The 22,656-nt window shown below is 43.9% G+C and carries 16 protein-coding genes and 3 tRNA genes; 11 read left to right on the top strand and 8 right to left on the bottom strand.

Annotated elements, in window-relative coordinates; genetic code table 11:
• Nucleotides 1-359: 359 nt before the first annotated feature.
• Genes CXF86_RS17710 through CXF86_RS17695 form a run of 4 tightly spaced genes read right to left on the bottom strand, consistent with a single transcriptional unit; the run spans nt 360 to nt 7,576 of the window.
• The gene (locus tag CXF86_RS17710; protein WP_101093609.1) at nt 360-2,519 is read right to left on the bottom strand and encodes an OmcA/MtrC family decaheme c-type cytochrome; all 2,160 of its coding nucleotides are present in this window, start codon (nt 2,517-2,519) and stop codon (nt 360-362) included.
• A gap of 59 nt (nt 2,520-2,578) precedes the next feature.
• Entirely contained in the window at nt 2,579-4,492 is a 1,914-nt protein-coding gene (locus tag CXF86_RS17705) for an OmcA/MtrC family decaheme c-type cytochrome (protein WP_102039651.1), read from the bottom strand.
• Between the two features lie 33 nt (nt 4,493-4,525).
• Nucleotides 4,526-6,646, bottom strand: coding sequence for an MtrB/PioB family decaheme-associated outer membrane protein (locus CXF86_RS17700; RefSeq protein WP_102039650.1), 2,121 nt, complete (start codon nt 6,644-6,646; stop codon nt 4,526-4,528).
• 15 nt (nt 6,647-6,661) lie between these two features.
• The gene (locus CXF86_RS17695) at nt 6,662-7,576 is read right to left on the bottom strand and encodes a DmsE family decaheme c-type cytochrome (protein ID WP_232775199.1); all 915 of its coding nucleotides are present in this window, start codon (nt 7,574-7,576) and stop codon (nt 6,662-6,664) included.
• A 493-nt stretch (nt 7,577-8,069) separates the two neighbouring features.
• Between CXF86_RS17695 and CXF86_RS17690 the strand changes: the two genes are divergently transcribed.
• The 3 genes from CXF86_RS17690 to glnS all read left to right on the top strand — a co-directional run bounded on the left by CXF86_RS17690 (nt 8,070) and on the right by glnS (nt 12,447).
• The gene (locus tag CXF86_RS17690; protein WP_101093606.1) at nt 8,070-8,309 is read left to right on the top strand and encodes a FeoA family protein; all 240 of its coding nucleotides are present in this window, start codon (nt 8,070-8,072) and stop codon (nt 8,307-8,309) included.
• Nucleotides 8,302-10,596: a Fe(2+) transporter permease subunit FeoB gene (feoB, locus tag CXF86_RS17685; protein WP_101093605.1), complete on the top strand. Its 2,295-nt coding sequence runs from the start codon at nt 8,302-8,304 to the stop codon at nt 10,594-10,596. Before CXF86_RS17690 ends, feoB begins: the two co-directional genes overlap by 8 nt.
• Before the next feature lie 180 nt (nt 10,597-10,776).
• A complete protein-coding gene (glnS, locus tag CXF86_RS17680) occupies nt 10,777-12,447 on the top strand; it encodes a glutamine--tRNA ligase (RefSeq protein ID WP_101093604.1) in 1,671 nt (556 codons plus the stop codon).
• Nucleotides 12,448-12,546: 99 nt separating this feature from the next.
• Here the strand turns inward: glnS and CXF86_RS17675 are convergent, their stop codons facing one another.
• A complete protein-coding gene (locus CXF86_RS17675) occupies nt 12,547-13,143 on the bottom strand; it encodes a Yip1 family protein (RefSeq protein WP_101093603.1) in 597 nt (198 codons plus the stop codon).
• A 206-nt stretch (nt 13,144-13,349) separates the two neighbouring features.
• On the opposite strand from CXF86_RS17675, the gene miaE reads away from it, so the two are divergent.
• Nucleotides 13,350-14,129, top strand: a complete 780-nt coding sequence (gene miaE, locus CXF86_RS17670) for a tRNA isopentenyl-2-thiomethyl-A-37 hydroxylase MiaE (protein WP_101093602.1) — start codon at nt 13,350-13,352, stop codon at nt 14,127-14,129.
• A gap of 21 nt (nt 14,130-14,150) precedes the next feature.
• Here the strand turns inward: miaE and CXF86_RS17665 are convergent, their stop codons facing one another.
• Both CXF86_RS17665 and CXF86_RS17660 read right to left on the bottom strand, forming a co-directional pair.
• Nucleotides 14,151-14,867 carry a UDP-2,3-diacylglucosamine diphosphatase gene (locus tag CXF86_RS17665; RefSeq protein ID WP_101093601.1) on the bottom strand — a complete coding sequence of 239 codons (717 nt, stop codon included), beginning with the start codon at nt 14,865-14,867 and terminating at the stop codon, nt 14,151-14,153.
• Nucleotides 14,868-14,877: 10 nt separating this feature from the next.
• A complete protein-coding gene (locus CXF86_RS17660) occupies nt 14,878-15,372 on the bottom strand; it encodes a peptidylprolyl isomerase (protein ID WP_101093600.1) in 495 nt (164 codons plus the stop codon).
• Between the two features lie 319 nt (nt 15,373-15,691).
• On the opposite strand from CXF86_RS17660, the gene cysS reads away from it, so the two are divergent.
• On the top strand, nt 15,692-17,071 hold the full coding sequence (cysS, locus tag CXF86_RS17655; RefSeq protein ID WP_101093599.1) for a cysteine--tRNA ligase: 1,380 nt from the start codon (nt 15,692-15,694) through the stop codon (nt 17,069-17,071).
• 261 nt (nt 17,072-17,332) lie between these two features.
• Here cysS and folD read toward each other — a convergent pair whose 3' ends face one another.
• Nucleotides 17,333-18,202 (bottom strand): bifunctional methylenetetrahydrofolate dehydrogenase/methenyltetrahydrofolate cyclohydrolase FolD, encoded by an 870-nt coding sequence (folD, locus tag CXF86_RS17650; protein ID WP_101093598.1) that lies wholly within the window; start codon nt 18,200-18,202, stop codon nt 17,333-17,335.
• A 519-nt stretch (nt 18,203-18,721) separates the two neighbouring features.
• On the opposite strand from folD, the gene CXF86_RS17645 reads away from it, so the two are divergent.
• The 6 genes from CXF86_RS17645 (at nt 18,722) to clpX (ending at nt 22,647) form a co-directional block, all read left to right on the top strand.
• Nucleotides 18,722-18,798: transfer RNA gene (locus CXF86_RS17645), tRNA-Pro, on the top strand.
• Between the two features lie 64 nt (nt 18,799-18,862).
• Nucleotides 18,863-18,939 (top strand) — tRNA-Arg (locus CXF86_RS17640).
• An 8-nt stretch (nt 18,940-18,947) separates the two neighbouring features.
• A tRNA-His gene (locus CXF86_RS17635) sits at nt 18,948-19,023 on the top strand.
• A gap of 254 nt (nt 19,024-19,277) precedes the next feature.
• On the top strand, nt 19,278-20,582 hold the full coding sequence (tig, locus tag CXF86_RS17630) for a trigger factor (RefSeq protein WP_101093597.1): 1,305 nt from the start codon (nt 19,278-19,280) through the stop codon (nt 20,580-20,582).
• Nucleotides 20,583-20,672: 90 nt separating this feature from the next.
• Entirely contained in the window at nt 20,673-21,284 is a 612-nt protein-coding gene (clpP, locus tag CXF86_RS17625) for an ATP-dependent Clp endopeptidase proteolytic subunit ClpP (RefSeq protein ID WP_101093596.1), read from the top strand.
• An 85-nt stretch (nt 21,285-21,369) separates the two neighbouring features.
• Nucleotides 21,370-22,647, top strand: coding sequence for an ATP-dependent protease ATP-binding subunit ClpX (clpX, locus tag CXF86_RS17620; RefSeq protein WP_101093595.1), 1,278 nt, complete (start codon nt 21,370-21,372; stop codon nt 22,645-22,647).
• Nucleotides 22,648-22,656: the final 9 nt, after the last annotated feature.

Genomic DNA, 22,656 nt, shown 5'->3' with positions numbered 1-22,656 from the left:
CAGGGCAGAGGATTAATAATGGGTTAAGCTTGGCTCGCCAAAGCTTAATTTTAGCTGAAGGTTGAAGATGGTTTCACGATAGTTGTTGATTTAAATCAATTTTTATGGCGATCTTTAGTTCGTAATTTTAACGTTGCAGTTACATTCGGCGTTAACTTGTATGTGATACGTTAGCTCCTCGTGATGGGTAAGTGTCTTGAACTGTCTTATTAACACCATCCTAGGTGGATAGGCAATTGAGTGATGATACTTATCGCAAAACATCACGGAAACCAATGACTCAATACGTGCTTAAGACTATCTGAGAGTAAAAAAGGAGGCTTTAAGCCTCCTTTTTTAATTGCTAGATGATCAACATATTAGTTGCCGTGAACTTCAAGCAGTTGACTTGGATTATGGCAAGTCGCACACGCTTCTGCTGAGCGAGTTCTAACGTCATCGGCATCCATACCATCTAAAATTCCGCCATTAGAGGTGATATGACTTGCGCCTGAATCACTTAGGTACTTCTGATGACAACTTAAACAAGCTCCAGCATCAGATGATACCCAAATATCGACTCCGGTCGTAGTGTCGCCATAACGCCATACACGATCGGTTGCTCGACCTAGCTGGATGCCATCATCGGTGTGGCAGGTTGAGCAGTCTGTTTTGAGAACGGTACCAGATTGTACACCCGCATATTTAAGATAATGTCCCTCTGCTTCGTGGGCTTTATAGGCAAAGCTGGTCGGCTTCATGCCTCCAGGGAAGCTATCATCCCCTTTGGTGGTCTTGTCTGAGGTGTGGCATGTCTGACAGTTATAACCATTGTTATAATGATGATTTTCTTGATTGTGACAGCTCTGGCACTTTGCAGTGTCAACGATAGAACGACGCATCGCAGCTTGGGCGTCTCCATCAATGCCAGATCCTGACCAAACAAAGTGGTATGGCGGCTCTTTAACGGCTACAGAACGTGTCTTATCTGAACAAGCTGTCATTACCACTTCAGCCACGGCGTAACCGCCATTGTTAAAGCAGACTTCAACTGCTGACCATAGCTCAAAGGTTTTGCCATCGGGATTGGTAGGCATATCAAAGGTGCTCGCAACAATGCTAAAGGTCATCGTTGTGGCATCGTAGCTACCATCTTGGAGCTTAAAACGTCGCTTGCTGTATGATGCATCTGCATAAGCTGGGAAGTCTTTATCACTGTCCCAAGCAACCACCACACGGGTACCTTGATTAATAAACTCGCCAGCAACCGCTGCGCCAGTCGCATCGGTAATCTGGACATCAAACATCAGTTTACCAGCAGTATCTAGGCCTATATTACTGAACGTCACCCCCATAGCTTCTGCATCCGAGTAGGCTTTTAATACATCGCCATGACGTTTCTCTGCACTGCCAGTGCCAGGATAGGTATCTGTTGCGTTGTGACAAGATACGCAGTTGGTACTTGAGTGAGATTGTGAGGGTTTTTCTGTATGACACGCTACGCAAGCATTGTTACTCAGATCAGCTTTAAATAAGTCTGCATTAGCGGGCGCACCATCGCCTTCCACATGACACGAGGCACAATTGGCTGCCGGTTTTTGTGGGAACATGACTTTACCGTAGTCATGTAAGCTACCGCCGTAGCCGACGATTTTATAAGGGGCGGGAACGAGCCCATCTGGAGTGCTTGTCTCCCTATCTTGTCCTTTATGAATCGCGTGGATCATATAGGTGAACTCAACACTGTTGCCACTTTCTGGATCACCACTGGTTGCGGTATGACAACTGGCACAATTTTCTAAGTCAACTCTTCTGCCGCCATGTAGTTCGAGGCTTTCAGGTTGGTGACACGTATAGCATGCTGTAATGTTAACCACATTTCTAGTTTGAATACCTGTGGTTTCACCAGAGGAGGGCTGCCAATCATGATGTGCATTAGCCGTTGCTTGGGGCAGTTTAAGCTCCAATGTGGCCCTGTGAGTATTGTCTTCTCCATAAGTAACGGCGAGTGGCTCTGTTACATTGCTAATATTTTGCATGAAACTATAGCTATAGCTACCATCACCATTGTCGACAAAGCAGTCTTCACAACTACTTGCCGCTTCTACATTAGCTTGATATTGGGCTGATGGTATTAGCCCTGATGTATCATCCGGTAGGTCACCAGGTTCTTTTAACACATTGATATAGGATTGCCATTGATAGCCACGGTTATACTCTACTTCGCCGAGGGTTTCGCTCACTTGGGCAAGCTGCGCAATACCAAACCTGAGATCGTAATCCTTTGTTAGCCCGAGCACGGCGACACCATTGGCATTCTCTAGGTTAAAACTTACAGTCACAGCGCCTTCTTCAACAGTGGCACTGGTAAATTCAGCCATTACAGTAGAGGTGTTTTCAATATTGACGCCAATAACGCCATCTTCACCATCGGCACCGTCATTGCCATCACTACAACCAAACAACAAAGCTGTACTAGCGAGTGCAATCAAACTGAGTTTTGAGCTTCTAGTTTTGATATCCATAATTTTGCGTTCCATTATTTATTCATCATAAATCAGTTAAAGCCTAGCAACCTGAGTTGTTAGGCTTATAATTTTTATTTTATGGGGTGCACTGCAAGCACATCGTAGGTGGCGCCTTGGCCATGACATGTCGCGCAACTTTCGGTCCCAGCGCTAGCGTCTGCTTCAGTGCCTTTAAAGACGGCACCTTGCTGAGCCATATGGGACATTGAGGTATCGCTAGTATGACAAGCACTGCATATTGCAGCTGTCGGACTGGTAAAGCTGCCATCATCAAATGCTAATGGCTGCACTGCACTATCAAGCGGCAATGCGGCCGTCAGCACGCCAGCGTCATCTTCAGTGTGGCACTGAGCACAATTTCCGATATTGCCAGGGTAGTTAATATCAGGATAGCTTTCACGTGAACCCGCATGCAGCGTATGTACTAAATGCTTATAATCTGCAGTTGATGCGGCAGGATTATCAGCACTGGCTTCAGCTTGCATATTACGGTTGTGACAAACTTGGCACTGTCCTTCAAGATCGTTTCGTGAACCGTGGTAGTTCAGCTGCTGATCGCCATGGCAGCTGCCACAGGTTTCGTTGGTTACAACGACTCGGCGTCCAGTATCACTCAGTGCTGTAGCACTAAAGAACTGATGGCTCGACTTGAGGTTGGTGGTGTTGTCTGTTTCAGCACAACTTGCCAACGTGTCGTCATCGCTGCAGAGCTTACCTTGAATGGCCAATGTGCCTTTGTCTGCGGTTAATTCACTAGGGACGGTGAGTCCGCTGATTTGATAAGTATATAATCCATCACTACCAGAGATAGGCGCCGTGTCCTGCAGTTTGATTGAACGGGCACTGCGGGTGGTGTAATCGACACTCACTCCCCAGTTGGCATAAATCCGTAGGTCATTGACAAAATTAAGCTTATCGGCACTTTCTGTGTAAACTTCGTTGGTTGCAGGGTTAGAAAGCCTTACCGCTAACTCAACGGTAGTGTCTGTTAATACTGCACTAACGATTTCCACATTAAATTGGCCAAGAACAGCATCGGTATCAGCTTGACTATGGGCACTCATGGTCCATTCTGAATTATGACAAGCGACACAATTACTATTGTCTTGCTGGGTTGGGTGACCTTGGCCCGCAGGGAAGTCAATATTGGTATGGCAACTGCCGCAAGCCTCCATAGTGGGCACGCGAGCCCAGTTCATGTTTTCGGTTAACGTTTCATCAGCAGCGTGGCAAGTTTGACAGTTAGCCAGTGACGCTGGGAAACCGACTAAATGCTTGCCGTGAACCATGGGGGCAAATACATTGTCAGGATTGCTGACTTTATCTAGATTATGGCAAGTCACACAGGTTTCCACTTCATTGTATTTACTGCCATGAAAAGCCAAATCATTGTGGCAACTATTACACGTGTCCATTTCAATGAGGTTACGGGTATAAGCGGGTTCACTGCCTTTGTCTTGCCAATCGTGATGTTGGTTAGTGATAGGCAAAGCGGTGCCATCGGGTAAAGCATCGCCGCCCACTTTGATGACCACTCGCTGAGTAGCACCAGACATAAAGCTAATGTCATTCATGCCGTCAAATGCACCACTAAAAGTGTAGCTATATTGCCCATTTTTATGGTCGATAAATTCGCCGTCACAAACATTGGAGCAAGACTCTGACGTAAAATATTGCCACTGGCTGGCATTGCCTGCATTGGTATAGCCCATGGGTAGCAACTGAGCAGCTATATAGGTCGCAGACGGAATACCGACGACAGGTTCATCTTGCTCGTTGGTGATGCGGTAGTTAATCGTCGCAATACCAGCATCGAAAGCAACGTCACTGACTGCGATGCTAAGCGCGGTTATTTCTGTTGCTGGTGGCCCGCCGGGTTCTCCAGGGTTGCCAGAATTGCCATCATCGCCGCCGCAACCCGCTAATATGGCGATTAGACCTAGAGGAATACTTTTATGAAGTCTTGATTGGGTGATCAGTTTCATTTTTCTTTCCTTGAAATCCTTTAAATGACAAAACTACATTTGATAACTAAATGTTAGGCCAAAATAGTGAGCGTTATAATCGTGGTTTAAGTCGCCAAAAATCAGCACGTTGGGAATTGAATCAACGGCTAGTCCTTGGTTAAGCCAGTCTGAATCTTTGTAGTTTTCAAAGATCCAGTCGAAGCGTAATGCCATTTTTTCTGCTAACTGATATTTAGCAAAGGCATTGACGTTGTGTTTTTCGGCAAAGTAATCGCCATATGGCGAGGTGAGCCCTTGAATAACATCGGTATCACTTTGGCCATCAGAGTAAGAGTAATCTAAGCCCAAGTTGAGTTTGCTATCGAATAGGTTTTGGTAGTCTAAGCCTGCCCCAACGAGCGTTGACTGTTCATCGGTGTTTGTGTACCAATTGGGTAAGCCAAAGTTAGTGCTGCCAGCTTGTTCACTGTCACGCCAGTCTTGATTGAGGTAGGCATTAATGTTGAAGTCCTCATTTACCCTATAACTGGCTGAAATGTCATAGCCTTGAATATCAACACTCGTCAATCCAACTTGGGTATCATCATAGTCATCAAAGTTGGCATGAACGTTAGCGCTGGCAGAAAAGTCTTCTGAGCCACTGTAGGCCACATTTAGCTTATATTCTTGGCGCTCTCTATCGGCAAGATAGGACTTTCTTAAATAAGGATTACTGGGGCTTGATGTGGTGGTAACGGCGTTATAGGCGCTGCCGGTTCTATCGCTTGCAGTGGCTTTTATCCAAGCTGACCACGCGGGTGAAACACGGTAGTTGAGTTTTGCATACAGGGTGTTTTGCTGTAATGAATCTCTATCTAAGTCACTGTAGTCGTTATGATCATAACGATATCCACCATCAATATAGATACTGCGGCTAAATCGGTATTTGGCGCCGACATCGACTAATTGTTTGGTTCTGTCATATTCTGGGTTTACTGCGGTACCTGCATAGTAGCTATCAGTGATAACTTGAGGATAAGGATTGAGCGAAGTCTTATTATCTCTATCGGAATAGTCGTAACGCGCTCGCACGCTCAATCCACGTGCTAGTCGCCCTGAGTACTTTAACTTCATGTCGGTGGTATCAACTTGTCCATCTAGATTGCTAGTGGGCAGGACAGGTGATGGCCCGTTAATCGTCGCGGGGAGAAATGCTTGGTCTTGGGTAAAGCTGGCAACACTTAAATTCATTAATACTTGATGACCATTGCCGCTGAGTTGTGCGTTTGCTCCAACACGATAGGCTTTGTTGTCAGGGGAGGCTGCACTTTGGCCTTCATAGGCCGCGCCAAAGGTCGGGGTGAATGCCGAGTTCCAACTAATGGCTTGATGATCATTTTTATATTGGCTGAAAGAGGAATCAATACCGACGAGCCAACCTTTGCCATTAAAGTAGATTTTGGCCGCTAATTCATCGGTAGTGTCATCAATCGGCTGTGCCAACATGGCACTATTAGTTAATAGGTTGCCGGAGTAGGCACGTTTGCCTTGGCGTTTTTCATGTTGATAATTGATATCGGCTTTATAGAAGCTACCTTTATAGTCAGCTTCGAGTAAAAACCGATCGCGCTGAGTTTTGAGCGTGGTCTCGGTGACATCATTGTCTAACGTTGGCATTTGCCCTGTGGTTGCCCCTGTTTGCCAACTATCGGGCAGAACGAGTTGATCGCCACTGTTTCGATAAGGGCTTAGTGCTGCATTGGTATCGTAATTGGCTAATCCTCGATAACCGAGCGCAATTTGATATTGTCCGGGACGGCCGGTTTCAATTTTTGCGCTACCAGTGTCATAACCCAGTTTGTCTGCTTCGATTAGAGTTTGATAACCCGTTGCTGATGTGTAGTTAACATCGGCCTCAAGATGACCAACCGCACCATCGGTGTCAGTGCCGCTAGTATTGCCAAAATGGATATCACTGGCATCATTATAAGCGGCGCCAACGCCAACACTGCCACTAAAGCCTGATGATGTTACGCAGCGTTTGCATTGCCATTTTTCAACTTTTGCATTATCACGATTTGCACTTTGTAATCCATAGCCATCAGCAAGCGCTGGTGCGATGGAGGCGCTTATTGCTAACGCTATCAGAGATAGTTGTAGAGGCTTGTTAATATGGAACGGTAAATTTTTCATGGTTGCCACTCCTTGTTAGCGCTGCAGCAGCTTGCCAGATGGATGATTAGAACCATGCACTTGAGAATGGCAGTTCATACAACTCTGACCGGCATTAAATGCATTGGGGTTACCACCGAACACAGCATTTGAAGTATGGCCAACAGAGGCGTGGCATTGCTGGCATAACATAGGTGGCTTACTGATAAGCATGGCTTCATTCACGCTGCCATGTGGATTATGACAAGTCGCGCAATTTTCGGTGACCGGGGCGTGTTCCCATAACTTAGGTCCGCGTTTTTCGGCATGACAAGAGTAGCAATTTTCGTTAACGCTCATCTGCTTTAGACTGGCGTCGGCGAGTGTGCCGTGTGGATTATGACAATCGCTACATACCATCTGTTGCCATTTAAGCGGATGAGATGACCGTTTGTTCATATCCGCTTTCTGCTGGGTATGGCAGCTGGTACAAACTGCAACTTCTGTCGCTCTGTCCGCAATAGGGTCGTGTCCGGTATGAACTTGATGACAGTTGGCGCAGCTGACGTCGGCATTGTCGTGATGGTTGCCACTCCATGCCATACGTTCATCATCGTTGTGGCAGCTCATACAAACACTGTTTTGTTTGTCGGCAGGGACAGGAGAGTTGGAACCAAAGGTGATCATTGGTTCTTTACCGCCGCGGTTATGTTTGCCTAATGGTCCATGGCAAGCTTCGCACTGCAGGTCGGCCATTGGAGAGCCTTTGACGTCGATATTGCCGTGGACGCCATCGAATAACGCCATGACTTTAGGACTTTTTCGATGACACATTAAACAGGTGTCAGCGCCTTTAGCTGAATACTTACCCTCGGCAAACTTTTTGTCTAATAACGCTTCGACCTCTTTAGGGGGTTGGTCATCCCATGGGGCAGACATGACATTAAAACTCAATGTCACTGCCGTGAGCATAAGTAGGTTGATTACCTTACTTGAGAACCATCCTGTGTTCTTATTCATCATGTCATTCCCATTCCATTCGCTTTCAATGCGTTATTTTTGGATTGTTATATTAGTATTTATGTAAATTACTAACTTAAGATAATAGAACAAAAATGTGACAAGTCCATAACATATGTAAGGTGATTTAGTCTTCTTGTTGCTGTTCTTTAAGGGCTAAGTCGAAAAGCGTGATCAAGATCACGTTCGTGTTCTGTTCGCTAATTGCTTGATAGAAGTGTAAATAATAACCATTATTATTTAGTGTGATTTAAACGTGGACGATTTATCTGTTAACAGTCGTTTATTAGTTGAGAGTTTTGTCACATAATAGAGAACACAATTGAAAATTATTATCGTTTACAGTTCGAAATATTGATCTAGGTAAGGTTTTTTAATCCAATGGTCATTTAAAATCGATACCAATTCAAAGAGAGTTGAGGCCTGTAATTAGGTGGAATGCACAATGAAGTTAAGTGAATTAAGTCCAGGCGATTTCGCCAGAATTTCTCAGGTAGGGCAAATTGATCTACCTGCTGTTGTAAAGCGCAAACTCCTATCGATGGGGATCACTCCAAATACTCGATTTTCTTTGATCCGCAGAGCACCTATGGGCTCTGGCGTAGAATTAGATATCCGAGGCAGTAAATTATGTATGCGTCGTGATTTAGCAGATATTATTGAGGTTGAAAAATCGAATGGATAAGCAATTTAACTGCGTCACTGTTGGTAACCCTAACGCGGGTAAGTCGACTCTTTTTAATGCGCTTACAGGCTCTAACCAGCAAGTTGGTAACTGGTCAGGTGTCACGGTCGAGAAGAAAACCGGTCAATTCGCTCTACAAGATACCGATGTTTTTCTAACCGACCTACCAGGCATTTATGATCTACTGCCTGCGGGGAATAGTTGTGATTGTTCACTAGATGAGCAAATCGCGCAGCAATATTTAGCTGAACAACCAATAGACGGCATTATTAACCTTGTTGATGCAACGAATATTGAACGTCATTTATATCTGACTGTTCAACTGCGTGAACTTGGTATTCCTTTAGTTGTTGTGTTAAACAAAATAGATGCTGCAGTTAGCCGCGGTATTCATATTGATGTTGCGCAAATGAGTAAAGAGTTAGGCTGCCCTGTTGTTGCTGTCTGCTCTCGTGATGAACAAGATATTGATAAGGTGAAGCAACAGTTTGTTGCTTTGCTGGATGGCAAGGTCTCTGAAGCGCCTTTGGTGCTTGACTACGATACAGAAATTGAATCAGCCGTGACTAACTTACTTGCACAAGATGAAATGTTGAGCCGAGGCCGCGCGTTAGCGATGCTTGCCAATAGCATAGGGTGTGGTAAATGTAAGAATAGCCAGATGGCCAGTGAAGTAGAGCAATACTCTCAAGCATTATCTCATCAAGGTAAAGATATTGAGATTATGGTGGCGACCACTCGCTTTAACTTTGTCGAACAGGTCTTTACTGGTTCGGTGAAAAGTGACAACGCAGAAACATTAACTGACAAGCTCGATAAGGTCGTACTTCATCCAATCGCAGGGATCCCAGTATTCCTGTTTGTGATGTATTTAATGTTTATGTTTAGTATCAATGTTGGTAGCGCGTTTATCGACTTTTTTGACATGACAGCAGGCGCTATTTTTGTTGATCATCTGGGCGCATTGATGAGCAGTTTTGGCTCGCCAACTTGGCTGGTGACGATTGTTGCTGGTGGTATTGGTCAAGGCATTCAAACGGTCGCGACATTTATCCCGGTGATAGCAGCACTCTTTTTAGTACTTTCAGTGCTAGAAGGCTCAGGTTATATGGCTCGCGCCGCCTTTGTTGTTGATGGATTAATGCGTCGCATTGGTCTACCGGGTCGTGCATTCGTGCCTATGATTGTGGGCTTTGGTTGTTCTGTACCAGCCATTATGGCAACACGTACACTTGGCAGCGAACGCGAACGTATTGTAACGGGCATGATGGCTCCGTTTATGTCTTGTGGTGCACGTCTTCCTGTATATGCATTGTTTGCAGCAGCGTTCTTCCCAGAGTCTGGACAGAACTTAGTGTTCTTGCTTTATCTGATAGGTGTTTTTGCCGCGATTGGTACGGGTTTACTATTACGCTCAACCTTATTACCTGGCACTAGCAGTGCGGTAGTCATGGAGTTGCCGAGTTATGAAAAACCTAAGTTTAAAACGGTAATGACTCGAACCGGTAAGCGTACCAAAAGCTTTATCAAGGGGGCAGGTAAGACGATTGTTATCGTTGTAACCCTACTTAACTTTGTTAATGCCATTGGTATTGACGGTACATTTGGTCACGAAGATAGTTCTGAATCAATACTGAGTGTAGCCAGTCAGCAAGTGACACCGTTCTTCGCGCCAATGGGCGTAGAACAAAAAAATTGGCCAGCAACAGTGGGTATTATCACCGGTATTTTTGCTAAGGAAGCCGTTGTAGGCACCTTGAATAGTCTTTATTCAGATGGCAGTGCAGGCGACGAAGAGCTTGCTCCACTGTCTGAAACATTTGCTGCTGCGTTAACGACGATTCCTGAAAACTTATTTGGTATTGCACTTGACGATCCGCTGTCTATTTCAGTTGGCGACGTATCTTCATTAGAATCAGCTTCAGAAGAATTAGAAGTTGATAGCTCTACCTTTAGTGCACTACAAGCCGGTTTCTCAGGAATTACAGCAGCATTTGCATACTTACTGTTCATTCTTCTATATACACCTTGTGTTGCTGCTATGGGCGCCTTAGTTAATGAGTTCGGTGGACGATGGGCGGCATTTGCTGGAGTTTGGACGTTTGCTTTAGCCTACGGTACCGCTACCGTGTTTTATCAAGGAGCTACGTTTGCTCAGCATCCATTGCAATCGAGTTTGTGGATTGGCTTTTTCGTTATCGCACTAGTGGTATTTTATGTGTGGCTAAAGAAGAAAGGCAGAAAAACACAAATAATTATTCCTGGTATTAAAGTGATTACCGAATAGCGCGATTAGCGTATACTCGATATGTATAAACAAAAGCAGCGATGATTCGCTGCTTTTTGCTCTGTAAATGGCTATGCTGTAACCATTAGTCGTGTTTTTAAGCGTGAACCGTTGACCCTAATATGGATCTATAGGATTATGCTTTTTCGTCATTAATCATCGTTCGCAAAGAGGAATTCCATGAGTCATGTGGACACTGAAGTACGTCCTAGTAACTTCATACGTAACATCATAGATGAAGATCTTGCCAGCGGTAAGCACACCAGTGTGCATACACGCTTTCCGCCAGAGCCTAATGGTTTTCTTCATATCGGCCACGCAAAGTCTATCTGCCTAAACTTTGGTATTGCACAAGACTATAAAGGTCAATGTAACTTACGTTTTGACGATACCAACCCTGAAAAAGAGGACATTGATTATGTGAACTCTATTCAGGCCGATGTGCAGTGGCTTGGTTTCCAGTGGGATGGCGATATTCGTTATTCTTCAAATTACTTTGAACAGTTGCATCAATACGCTGTTGAGTTGATCACTAAAGGCTTGGCTTTTGTTTGTTTTTTAAATGCAGAACAAACCCGAGAATACCGTGGCACATTGAAAGAGCCGGGTAAGAATAGCCCCTACCGTGATGCAACACCTGAAGAGAACTTAGCGCTATTTGAGAAAATGCGTAACGGCGAATTCAAAGAGGGTGAGTGTGCACTAAGAGCCAAGATTGATATGGCGTCGCCGTTTATGTGTATGCGCGATCCCATTATTTATCGTGTTCGTTTTGCTCATCATCACCAGACTGGCGACAAGTGGTGCATATACCCTATGTATGACTTTACCCATTGTATTTCGGATGCGATTGAAAATATTACTCACTCGCTTTGTACGCTTGAATTCCAAGACAATCGCAGATTGTATGATTGGGTATTGGATCATCTTGATGATTTCCAAGCACCAAACCGCACGCGTCAGTATGAGTTCTCAAGATTAAACCTTGAGTACACATTGATGTCTAAGCGAAAGCTCAATGACCTTGTGGTACGTAATCTTGTCTCTGGTTGGGATGATGCTCGTATGCCAACCATTGCAGGCTTTAGACGCAGAGGTTACACAGCAGCTTCAATTCGTGAATTCTGTAAGCGCATTGGTGTGACCAAGCAAGAGAACATGATTGAAGTCGCAATGTTGGACGCTTGTATTCGTGAAGAGCTTAATGAGTTTGCTCCACGGGCAATGGCTGTTATCAATCCTGTTAAATTGGTGATTGAAAACTACCCTGAAAACCAAATTGAGATTGTTCAAGCACCAATACACCCGAGCAATGAAGATATGGGTAAACGTCCATTGTCATTTGGTCGAGAGCTTTTCATCGACGCGGATGATTTCCGTGAAGAAGCTAACAAGAAGTTCAAGCGTTTAGTACAGGGTAAAGAAGTTCGTTTACGTAATGCTTATGTGATTAAAGCTGAGCGTTGTGATAAAGATGCTGACGGTAATATCACCACTATTTACTGTACTTATGATGATGAAACATTGGGCAAAAACCCAAGTGACGGTCGTAAGGTAAAAGGGGTGATTCATTGGGTTGAGGCGTCGACTGCCAAGCCTGCTGAGTTCCGCTTATATGAGCGTTTATTTATCGACACGAATCCTGCTGCTGCAGAGTCAGTTGATGAAGTGCTAAACCCACAATCATTAACAGTTAAGCAAGGCTTGGTTGAAGCTGGCTTAGTTGATGCTGCACCTGAAAAAGCTTACCAGTTTGAGCGTGAAGGCTATTTCTGCGCCGACAGTAAAGATTCAGCTAAAGATAAGCTTGTCTTTAATTTGACGGTACCCTTACGCGATACTTTTGCTTAAGTCATATTCAGCCTATTTGCTGAATGATTAAAAAAGCCGACATTATGTCGGCTTTTTTGTATCTTCTAGAAAGAAGACTGTCTCATAATATCGTGAGCACTATTGATACATTGGACCGAAACCCACACTCCATAAGATCACGCTAGAGGCCATCAATCCGACTAAAAGTACTAATCCTGCAGTCACCACTGAGCTTGCATAGATAAAGCCTTTCTCTTCGGGAATATTCATTATAATGGGAACGCCGGTGTAAAGCAGGTAAACCGAGTAAGCTAAGCCGGCGAGTCCAACGATCATAATGAACCAGAGTGTTGGATATAAGGTGGCTAAACCTACCATGAATAACGGGGTGGCAGTATAGGCGGCAAGTTCTAATGCTTGGGTATAACTGGGTTCGGCATCAAAGGTTTTGGCCATCCAAAAAGCCAGATATGCGAGTGCGAATACGCCAGCGATGAGACCAAAGTACATACCTGTAGACATGATGAGTGCGCTATCCGATGTTAAAAACTGACGTTCTCCAACACCAAGATCCCAACCAATTTTTGAAGTCGCGAAATAAGTACAAATAGCGGGAATGAGTGCAACGATTAATATGTGACTCAGACTGCTTCTAAGTGCTTCGTGATTTTTTTCTATTGTTTGCCACTCTTCTTTTGGATGAGTGTAAAGCCCCATTAAGTGATTCAATATCATTATAGTTATCCTTGTTTAGCATTTAACTTTTAGATTAAATTGGCTCGCCAAACTGCAGACGAACTTTTTACAGCTCTAAGGCTATTTATTGAACAAAACTAACCAAGAGTCAAGCCAATCATTTTAAGCATAGGTGTTAAGCTAGGATTGTGCAGAGAATAACTGATAAAATAGTCAGCCTAACGAACAGAGCAAAGAGCCTTAGCATGCAGCAGTTACTTGCACCTATTTACTCATTTTTAAAATGCGAAACACCAGATAGTTGGATTGAAGAGGCGAAAAAGCCAGAGCAACTGAAAGGCTTGTTAATTGATCATTGTAACTGTGAGTTAAAAGCCGCGCAGACAGCGATGTTTTTGATCCGTAAATACGCCATCGATAAGCAAAGTGGACAGGTATTATTGAACTGGGCCAAGCCTTATGAAGATTTTGTTTACATCAAAGATCGTGATACTGGCGCCTTTTTGTCTAAAGAGAGCAAAAAGAATGAATTACTAGGGGAGTTGGTTGCCCGCAAAGACTTTGCCCATAGTGACGATCTCATCCAGAAGATGGTGCGCCTTATTAAAGAGGAATTTCACCACTTTGAGCAGGTATTGGAGATTATGCATAGCCGCAAAATTGACTATCAGAATGTTAGAGCTGGTCGCTATGCCAAAGGCATGATGAAGCAGGTGAGAACACACGAACCTGCAACCTTGATAGATAAGCTGATTGTAGGTGCATTCATTGAAGCCCGCTCGTGTGAACGTTTTGCAAAGTTGGCACCTTATTTAGATGATGAGCTTAAAAAATTCTATATCTCCTTACTGCGTTCAGAAGCGCGCCATTATCAGGACTATTTAAAGTTGGCTCAGGCTATTTCTACGACTGATATAGGTGATAGAGTTGCGCATTTTGCGACGGTTGAAGCGGAACTTATATCGTCAGCGGATGAAGACTTTAAGTTTCATAGCGGCGCACCAGTTATGGCTGTAGGCGCTTAAATAATGAACCGGCAAGTAACCCTACTTGCCGAAAGGAAGCTCGATAAGTTCGATATTGTCTTGGCTAACACACAACATGCTACCTTGCTCATACCAATCACCGACGACGATACGACGTTTGCCATTCGTGAGTGAGTGGATAGCAGGGCGGTGAGTGTGGCCATGGATCATCTGCTGCGTTTGTGTTGAATCAAGTAATTCAAGTACGGCATCTGGTTCTACATCCATAATACTATAGCTTTTTTGCTGATTACTGCTTTGGCTACGGCTTCTTATTTTTGCAGCAATACCCAGCCGTTTTGATTTAGGCAGATGCGCATAAAGCCATTTAGTCCACGCCATATTACGGAATTTTCTGAAGCGTTGATAAGGTTTGTCGAGAGTGCAAAGGCTATCGCCGTGCAAGATGACGGAGTTAATGCCATACAAATTGAGGACAACGACTTCAGGCAATAACGTCATGCCACTACGTTTTGCAAATGTACTGCCAATTAAAAAATCTCGATTGCCGTGAATAAAGTAAACGGGGAGTTTTTGTGTCGCTAATTTGATTGCATCAGCGAGTTGATTTGCAAATGGTTCAGCAATATCATCGCCCACCCAGACTTCAAACAGATCACCCAGGATATATAAAGCTTCTGCATCGGCAAGTTGAGTCTCTAAGAAGGTGAGAAAAGCTTGGGTAATATCGGGGCGATCTGCACTTAAGTGCAAATCGCCCACAAATAATGTACGCATCGAGTTAATCTTACTCTTCGATAGTCACTTTTTCGATGATAACTGCTTCAAGCGGGACATCTTGATGCATACCACGGTTACCAGTGCTTACCGCTTTGATCTTATTTACCACGTCCATACCTTCAGATACTTCGGCAAATACACAGTAACCCCAACCTTGAGCTGACTCAGACTTAAAATCTAAGAAAGTGTTGTCGTTGATGTTGATGAAAAACTGAGCGGTTGCTGAGTGTGGATCTGAAGTACGTGCCATAGCAAGCGTACCGACTTTGTTCGAAAGGCCATTGTTTGCTTCATTTTCAATGGTCTCACCGCAAGGCTTCTGCTCCATATCTTCGCTAAAGCCGCCACCTTGGACCATAAATCCGTCGATAACACGGTGAAAAACAGTCCCGTCGTAAAAGCCTTCTTTTACATACTTGACGAAGTTAGCTGCTGTTTTAGGTGCGTTTTCGGTATCTAAAGAAACCTTGATGTCGCCATGGTTGGTATGAAGTGTGATCATAATATTAACTCTCGCAATTTAACACATTGTAAATAATGGCTGGATTCTAACGTAATTGTGCGGTTGCATAAAGCGTTCAGTGAGATGACTATTTAAAAAGTGCGAACAAGACTTAGCTTAATTAATCATTTGGCAAACGTAACCGAAGTATTTCGCATTCGTGTCAATAGTGGATGCCTTCGTAATGTAATCTAGACGATATTAAGAGCATCTGTTCATTTTTGCGTACTTGGTGTGGGAAAACTGCTTGGAACCGCGAGTTTTGCAATGGTAGACTGGACAACTTATTTCCAAATATAGCCGTTGAAGAGAATAATCAATGTTGAAGCTTTACAATACTCTTACCCGCCAAAAAGAACAGTTTGTACCGATACAGCCAGGAAAAATAGGCATGTATGTGTGTGGGGTGACCATTTATGATTTATGTCATATTGGTCATGGACGTACCTTTGTTTCGTTTGACATGATTGTTAGGTATTTGAGATACAGTGGCTATGATGTGAATTTTCAACGCAATATTACCGACGTTGATGACAAAATTATCAAGCGCGCCAATGAAAACAATGAAAGCTGTGACTCATTGACTGAGCGTCTTATCGGTGAAATGCATCGAGATTTCGACTCGCTCAATATGGCGCGTCCAGATTTTGAACCTCGCGCGACATTGCACATGCCAGAAATCATCACTATGGTTGAAAAACTAATAGCCCGTGAGCATGCCTATGTTGCGTCAAATGGTGATGTACTATTTAGTGTGTCTTCTTTCCCTGAGTATGGGCGCTTGTCTGGGCAAAACTTAGAACAGTTACAGGCTGGTGCTCGGGTTGAAATCGAAGATGCTAAGCGCGATCCAATGGATTTTGTACTGTGGAAGATGTCTAAACCGGGTGAGCCTACTTGGGACTCTCCTTGGGGGCCGGGTCGTCCTGGCTGGCATATTGAATGTTCAGCAATGAACAGCAAACATTTGGGTGACCATTTTGATATTCATGGTGGCGGCTCTGATCTGCAGTTTCCACATCATGAAAATGAGATCGCTCAGTCTTGCTGCGCACACGATACACCGTATGTAAACTACTGGATGCATACGGGTATGGTGATGGTCGATAAAGAGAAGATGTCCAAATCTTTAAATAACTTTTTCACCATCCGTGATGTATTAAATCACTATGATGCGGCAACAGTGCGTTACTTCTTATTATCGGGTCATTATCGTAGCCAGCTAAATTATTCAGAAGATAACCTTAAACAAGCTAAATCGGGATTAGAGCGGATCTACACCGCGCTTAAAGACTTAGATTTAACACTAGAGGCTGCGGCGGCAGAACAGTTTGTGGCTCAGTTTAAGCGTGCAATGGATGATGACTTTAATACACCAGAGGCGTATTCAGTATTGTTTGAAATGGTGCGAGAGATCAATCGCCTTAAATTAACTGATATGGCTCAGGCATCGGCATTAGGTGTTGCATTAAAGCAGCTTGCGGATGTATTGGGTATTCTTTCGCAAGATGTCGACACTTTCTTTAAAGGTGAGGGCTCAGACGATGAAGTTGCTGAGATTGAAGCACTCATTGTTGAGCGTAACCGTGCACGAACAGAGAAAGACTGGGGCGCTGCGGACATTGCACGCGATGGGCTCAATGCGTTAGGTGTTATTCTAGAAGATGGGCCTGAAGGTACGACTTGGCGCAAAAAGTAAAACGATTACGTTGAATTAAAAAAGCCTGCAATTAGCAGGCTTTTTTGTGTCTGGAACACTTATGCCACATCCCATGGATGGGAAAATGTGGTATTTGTGTCTGGAACACTTATGCCACATCCCATGGATGGGAAAATGTGGTATTTATGCCAGAACCCATGGATGGATAATTCTGGTCGCTGTTCTAAACAAAAGGTCTGGAACACTTATGCCACTGTTCACGTTATGGATCGAACGGCGTGGCATTTATGTTTGTAACCTTTATCTCTCTAGAGGCTCATCGTGATATCGCTCGCAAGCGTATAACGTGTTCTCAAGTAAGCTGGCAATGGTCATTGGGCCTACACCACCGGGTACTGGCGTGATAAAGCTAGCATTTTCAGAGGCTTTTTCAAATTGCACATCACCAATAAGTTTGCCATTTTCTAAGCGGTTAATACCGACATCAATAACAATGGCACCTGGCTTGATCCATTCACCGGGAATAAACCCTGGCTTACCGACGGCCACGACAACTAAATCAGCCTGTCTTACTTTCTGTTCTAAATTACGGGTAAAGCGATGACATGTTGTTGTCGTGCAACCCGCAAGCAGTAACTCGAGAGTCATTGGGCGACCAACGATATTCGATGCGCCAACAACGACGGCGTCTAGACCATAAGTATCGACACCCGTCGACTGAATGAGCGTCATAATGCCCATTGGCGTGCATGAACGTAGCACTGGAATACGTTGAGCGAGTCTGCCTACATTGTAGGGATGGAAACCATCGACATCTTTATCTGGACGAATACGTTCAATGACTTTTGATTCTTCAATATGCTCTGGTAGCGGTAGTTGCACCAAAATACCGTCAATAGTGGGGTCATCATTACATTCATCAATAAGTGATAACAACACTTCTTCAGGCGTTGTACTGTCTAAATCGTATGAGCGAGACATAAAGCCAAGCTCTTCACAGGCTCTGCGTTTACTCGCCACATAAACTTGTGAAGCAGGATCTGCCCCAACAAGTATCACGGCTAAACCAGGCACTCTTAGACCAGCCTCTTTACGGGCGGTTACTTTGTCTTTGAGTTTAGTTCGAATGGTTTGAGCGATAGCTTTTCCATCGATTTTTTGAGCGGTCATGGGGCTAGGTGTCCTTTATACGGCGCGATAATGGAAAACGGCGTCATTTTAACAGGACATATGATAGGTGTCATTGATTTAGACCGCTAACAAACAATTCTTAAATACGGATAATGAGTACAAGGTAAAGTTGTAGAAAGTATCCATTTTGTCGGAGGGCGAGTGCTGCTATAAATAATGCAAATACAGTTATAAGTAGGATAAATTGCCATTTTGGCGGCAAGAGACAACGGTTACATTTTTTATGCTGACAATATTGATCAATAAATAGATTTCATGACCGGAGCCGCTATATTAAATGGTCTGCTATATTGACGGTATCTTGCGCATATTGCTGGCGATAGCAGCAAAGAACGATATCGTAGCGTGTTAAATAAGCAGCCGAACGCTTTTTTAAAGAAAGTCGTTGACGGCCTTTAGACTAGGGGATAATATGCGCTCCGTTCTCAACGAGATAGTTCGTTTAGAGCAGAAGCAGAAAATATTTCCCAATACTATATTTTCGTTATGTTTCAATTTCGGTGATTAGCGCAGCCCGGTAGCGCATCTGGTTTGGGACCAGAGGGTCAGAGGTTCGAATCCTCTATCACCGACCACATTTTAAAACTAACGTGAAACGTTAGTTGCCCAGTTCAGGAAATGAATTTAATTCATTGCCGAGCGCCCGTAGCTCAGTTGGATAGAGCACCCGCCTTCTAAGCGGGTGGCCGCAGGTTCGAATCCTGCCGGGCGCACCATTTTTGTGGTGATTGTAGCTCAGTTGGTAGAGCCCCGGATTGTGATTCCGGTTGTCGTGGGTTCGAGCCCCATCAGTCACCCCACTCTTTCTGTAAAGAAGTTGAAAAGCGACCCTAGGTCGCTTTTTTTACGCCTGTAAATCGTACTTTGAGGCTCGACTCCAGCGCATTCGATAGCTATAATGTCGCGTCTTGATAATTATCAACTAAGAGTGACCAGTGCCAAACATCAGTGTTTATGGGTATTTTGGTTAAATTTACGAGTCAAGAAACGAATACCTTAATAGTTGATTTTTCGACTATTGCAAAGGACGACAGACATATTTAGAGGTAAAAAAATGCAAGTTTCTGTAGAAACCACACAAGGTCTAGAGCGTCGCCTAACTATTTCGGTACCTGCTGAGCAGATCGAAAATACAGTTAAAGAAGCATTAAAAAGTGAAGCTAAGCGTGCTCGTATTGACGGTTTCCGTAAAGGAAAAGTACCGGTAAGCGTTATTAACAAGCGTTACGGTAAAGCTATTCGTCAAGACATCACTGGTGAAGTGATGCAGCGTAACTTTGTTGAAGCTATTATTGCTGAGAAGTTGAACCCAGCGGGTGCACCAACGTTTGCTCCTGGTGTTGCTGAAGGCGAAACCTTTGAGTTTGTTGCCACTTTTGAAATCTACCCAGAAGTAGAGCTTAAAGGTTTAGAGTCAATTGCTGTTGAGCAACCTAAAGCTGAAGTTACTGAAGCTGATGTTGACGCAATGATTGAAACGCTACGTAATCAACATGCTTCATTTGAAGTTGTTGAACGTGCAGCTGCTGAAGGTGACAAAACTAAATTCAACTTCGTTGGTTCAGTTGACGGTGAAGAGTTTGAAGGCGGTAAAGCTGAAGACTTCGAACTACAACTCGGTAGCGGCCGCATGATCCCAGGTTTTGAATCTGGTATCGAAGGTCATAAAGCCGGAGAAGAGTTCGAAATCGAAGTCACTTTCCCTGAAGATTACCACGCAGAGAACTTAAAAGGTAAAGCAGCTAAATTTGTTATTACCCTTACTGAAGTTCAAGGCGCTAACCTTCCTGAAGTGAATGACGAATTCGCAACACTATTTGGTGTTAATGAAGGCGGAATCGACGCGTTACGTGCTGAAATCAGCAAGAACATGGGTCGTGAGCTAGCGCAAGCGCTTAAAGCAAATGTTAAAGAACAGGTCCTTAACGGTCTTGTTGAACAAAATGCTTTGGATTTGCCAAAAGCATTGATCGAAGGCGAAGTAGAAGTATTGCGTAAGCAAGCTATGCAACGTTTTGGTGATCAAGCTGCGAGCATGCCTGAACTACCAGCTGACTTGTTCACTGAGCAAGCTGAACGTCGCGTTAAAGTAGGTTTACTACTTGGTGAAGTTATCAAGACTAGCGAACTTAAAGCTGAAGACGAACGTGTTCAAGGTCTAATAGCTTCAATGGCATCTGCATACGAAGATCCAAGTGAAGTTGTTGCTTACTACAATGGCAATGAAGAACTTATGCAGAACATGCGTAACGTTGCACTTGAAGAGCAAGCAGTAGAACAGTTACTAAAAACTGCAACTTTGACTGAAAAAGAAGTCAAATTTGAAGAATTTATGAACAAGGCAAGCGGTCGCGCGTAACCATCGCTTGACTTAAATGGCTATTAGCCATTTATAATGGCTCGTATGAGGTTCCTCATGCGGGCCATTTTTATTTAGGGATTATTAATAATGCAAAATGCACCAGAATCAGTTTTAAATGCACTCGTTCCTATGGTGGTTGAACAAACTGCTAAAGGTGAACGCTCATATGATATCTATTCTCGTCTTTTAAAAGAGCGTATCATTTTCTTAGTTGGCCCCGTAGAAGAGCACATGGCTAATCTGGTCGTTGCACAATTGCTGTTTTTGGAGTCAGAGAGCCCTGATAAAGATATCTTCCTTTATATTAACTCTCCAGGTGGTTCTGTAACGGCGGGTATGGCAATATATGACACTATGCAGTTCATTAAGCCAAACGTTAGCACTGTGTGTATTGGCCAAGCGGCAAGTATGGGCGCATTCTTGTTAGCTGGCGGAGCGGAGGGCAAGCGTTATTGTCTACCTAATTCGCGAGTGATGATCCACCAACCATTGGGTGGTTTCCAAGGCCAAGCGTCAGATATCGCTATTCATGCCAAAGAGATCTTGGGCATTAAGAATAAGCTAAACACTATGTTGGCAGAACATACAGGCCAGCCGCTAGAAATCATTGAGCGTGACACCGACCGTGACAACTTTATGAGTGCTGATGAAGCAACTGAGTATGGACTTGTCGATTCAGTGATGAATAAACGAGGCTGATTTTTGCTTTAGGCTGAGCTATGCTGAGTGATGAAGTAATATAAAAGAATTCTGCAGCTGATAGGCTGCAAACAGAGGTAAGGTAATGGGCGAAAACAAAGGTACCGGTGACGGCGGGAAGCTGCTGTACTGCTCTTTTTGTGGAAAGAGCCAGCATGAAGTGAGAAAACTTATTGCTGGACCTTCTGTATATGTTTGCGATGAGTGCGTAGAACTCTGCAATGACATCATTAGAGAAGAGATAAAAGAGATTTCTCCTAAGCAAGATCAAGACAAGTTGCCAACACCGCATGAATTAAGAGCGCATTTGGACGACTATGTTATTGGCCAAGATAAAGCTAAAAAGGTGTTATCTGTAGCGGTATATAACCATTATAAGCGCTTGAAAAATGCGAGCCCTAAAGATGGTGTCGAATTGGGTAAAAGTAATATTTTGCTGATTGGCCCTACAGGTAGTGGTAAAACGCTGTTAGCAGAAACACTTGCACGTTTCTTGGATGTGCCGTTCACGATGGCCGATGCAACGACGCTGACAGAAGCGGGTTATGTTGGTGAAGATGTCGAAAACATCATTCAAAAGTTACTACAGAAATGTGACTACGATGTAGAGAAGGCCCAACGTGGTATTGTCTATATTGATGAAATTGATAAAATCAGCCGTAAGTCTGACAACCCATCAATTACACGAGATGTATCAGGTGAAGGTGTTCAACAAGCTTTACTTAAGCTGATTGAAGGTACGGTTGCAGCGGTTCCACCACAAGGTGGTCGCAAGCATCCACAACAAGAGTTTTTGCAGGTAGATACCTCGAAGATTTTGTTTGTTTGTGGTGGCGCATTTTCAGGCTTAGAAAAAGTCATTGAACAACGCGCAAACGTGGGTTCAGGCATTGGTTTCGGTGCAAACGTAAAGGGAGACGCTGATAAAGCGACAATCTCTGATATGTTATTGCAAGTAGAGCCAGAAGATTTAGTTAAGTTTGGTCTTATTCCTGAATTTATTGGTCGACTTCCTGTTTTAGCGACCTTGTCTGAGCTTGATGATGCTGCACTTATTCAAATTCTTTCAGAACCTAAAAATGCGATAACAAAGCAGTTTGCGGCGTTATTTGAGATGGAAGGTGTTGAGCTAGAGTTTAGAGAAGATGCGCTTAAAGCGATTGCAATTAAGGCGCAGACTCGTAAAACGGGTGCGCGTGGATTGCGGTCTATCGTCGAAGGTATTTTACTCGATATCATGTATGACCTACCTTCAACAGATGATGTTGTGAAAGTGGTAGTCGATGAGTCTGTAGTAAAAGGTGAATCATCACCTATTCTTATCTACGAAAATAACGAAGCACAAACGGCTAGTGCAGAGTAAGACATCGTC

Source organism: Shewanella sp. GutCb (assembly GCF_002836135.1).
Lineage (GTDB): Bacteria > Pseudomonadota > Gammaproteobacteria > Enterobacterales > Shewanellaceae > Shewanella.
The sequence above is the reverse complement of the archived record's forward strand: the minus strand, read 5'-3'. Positions and strand labels throughout refer to the sequence as shown.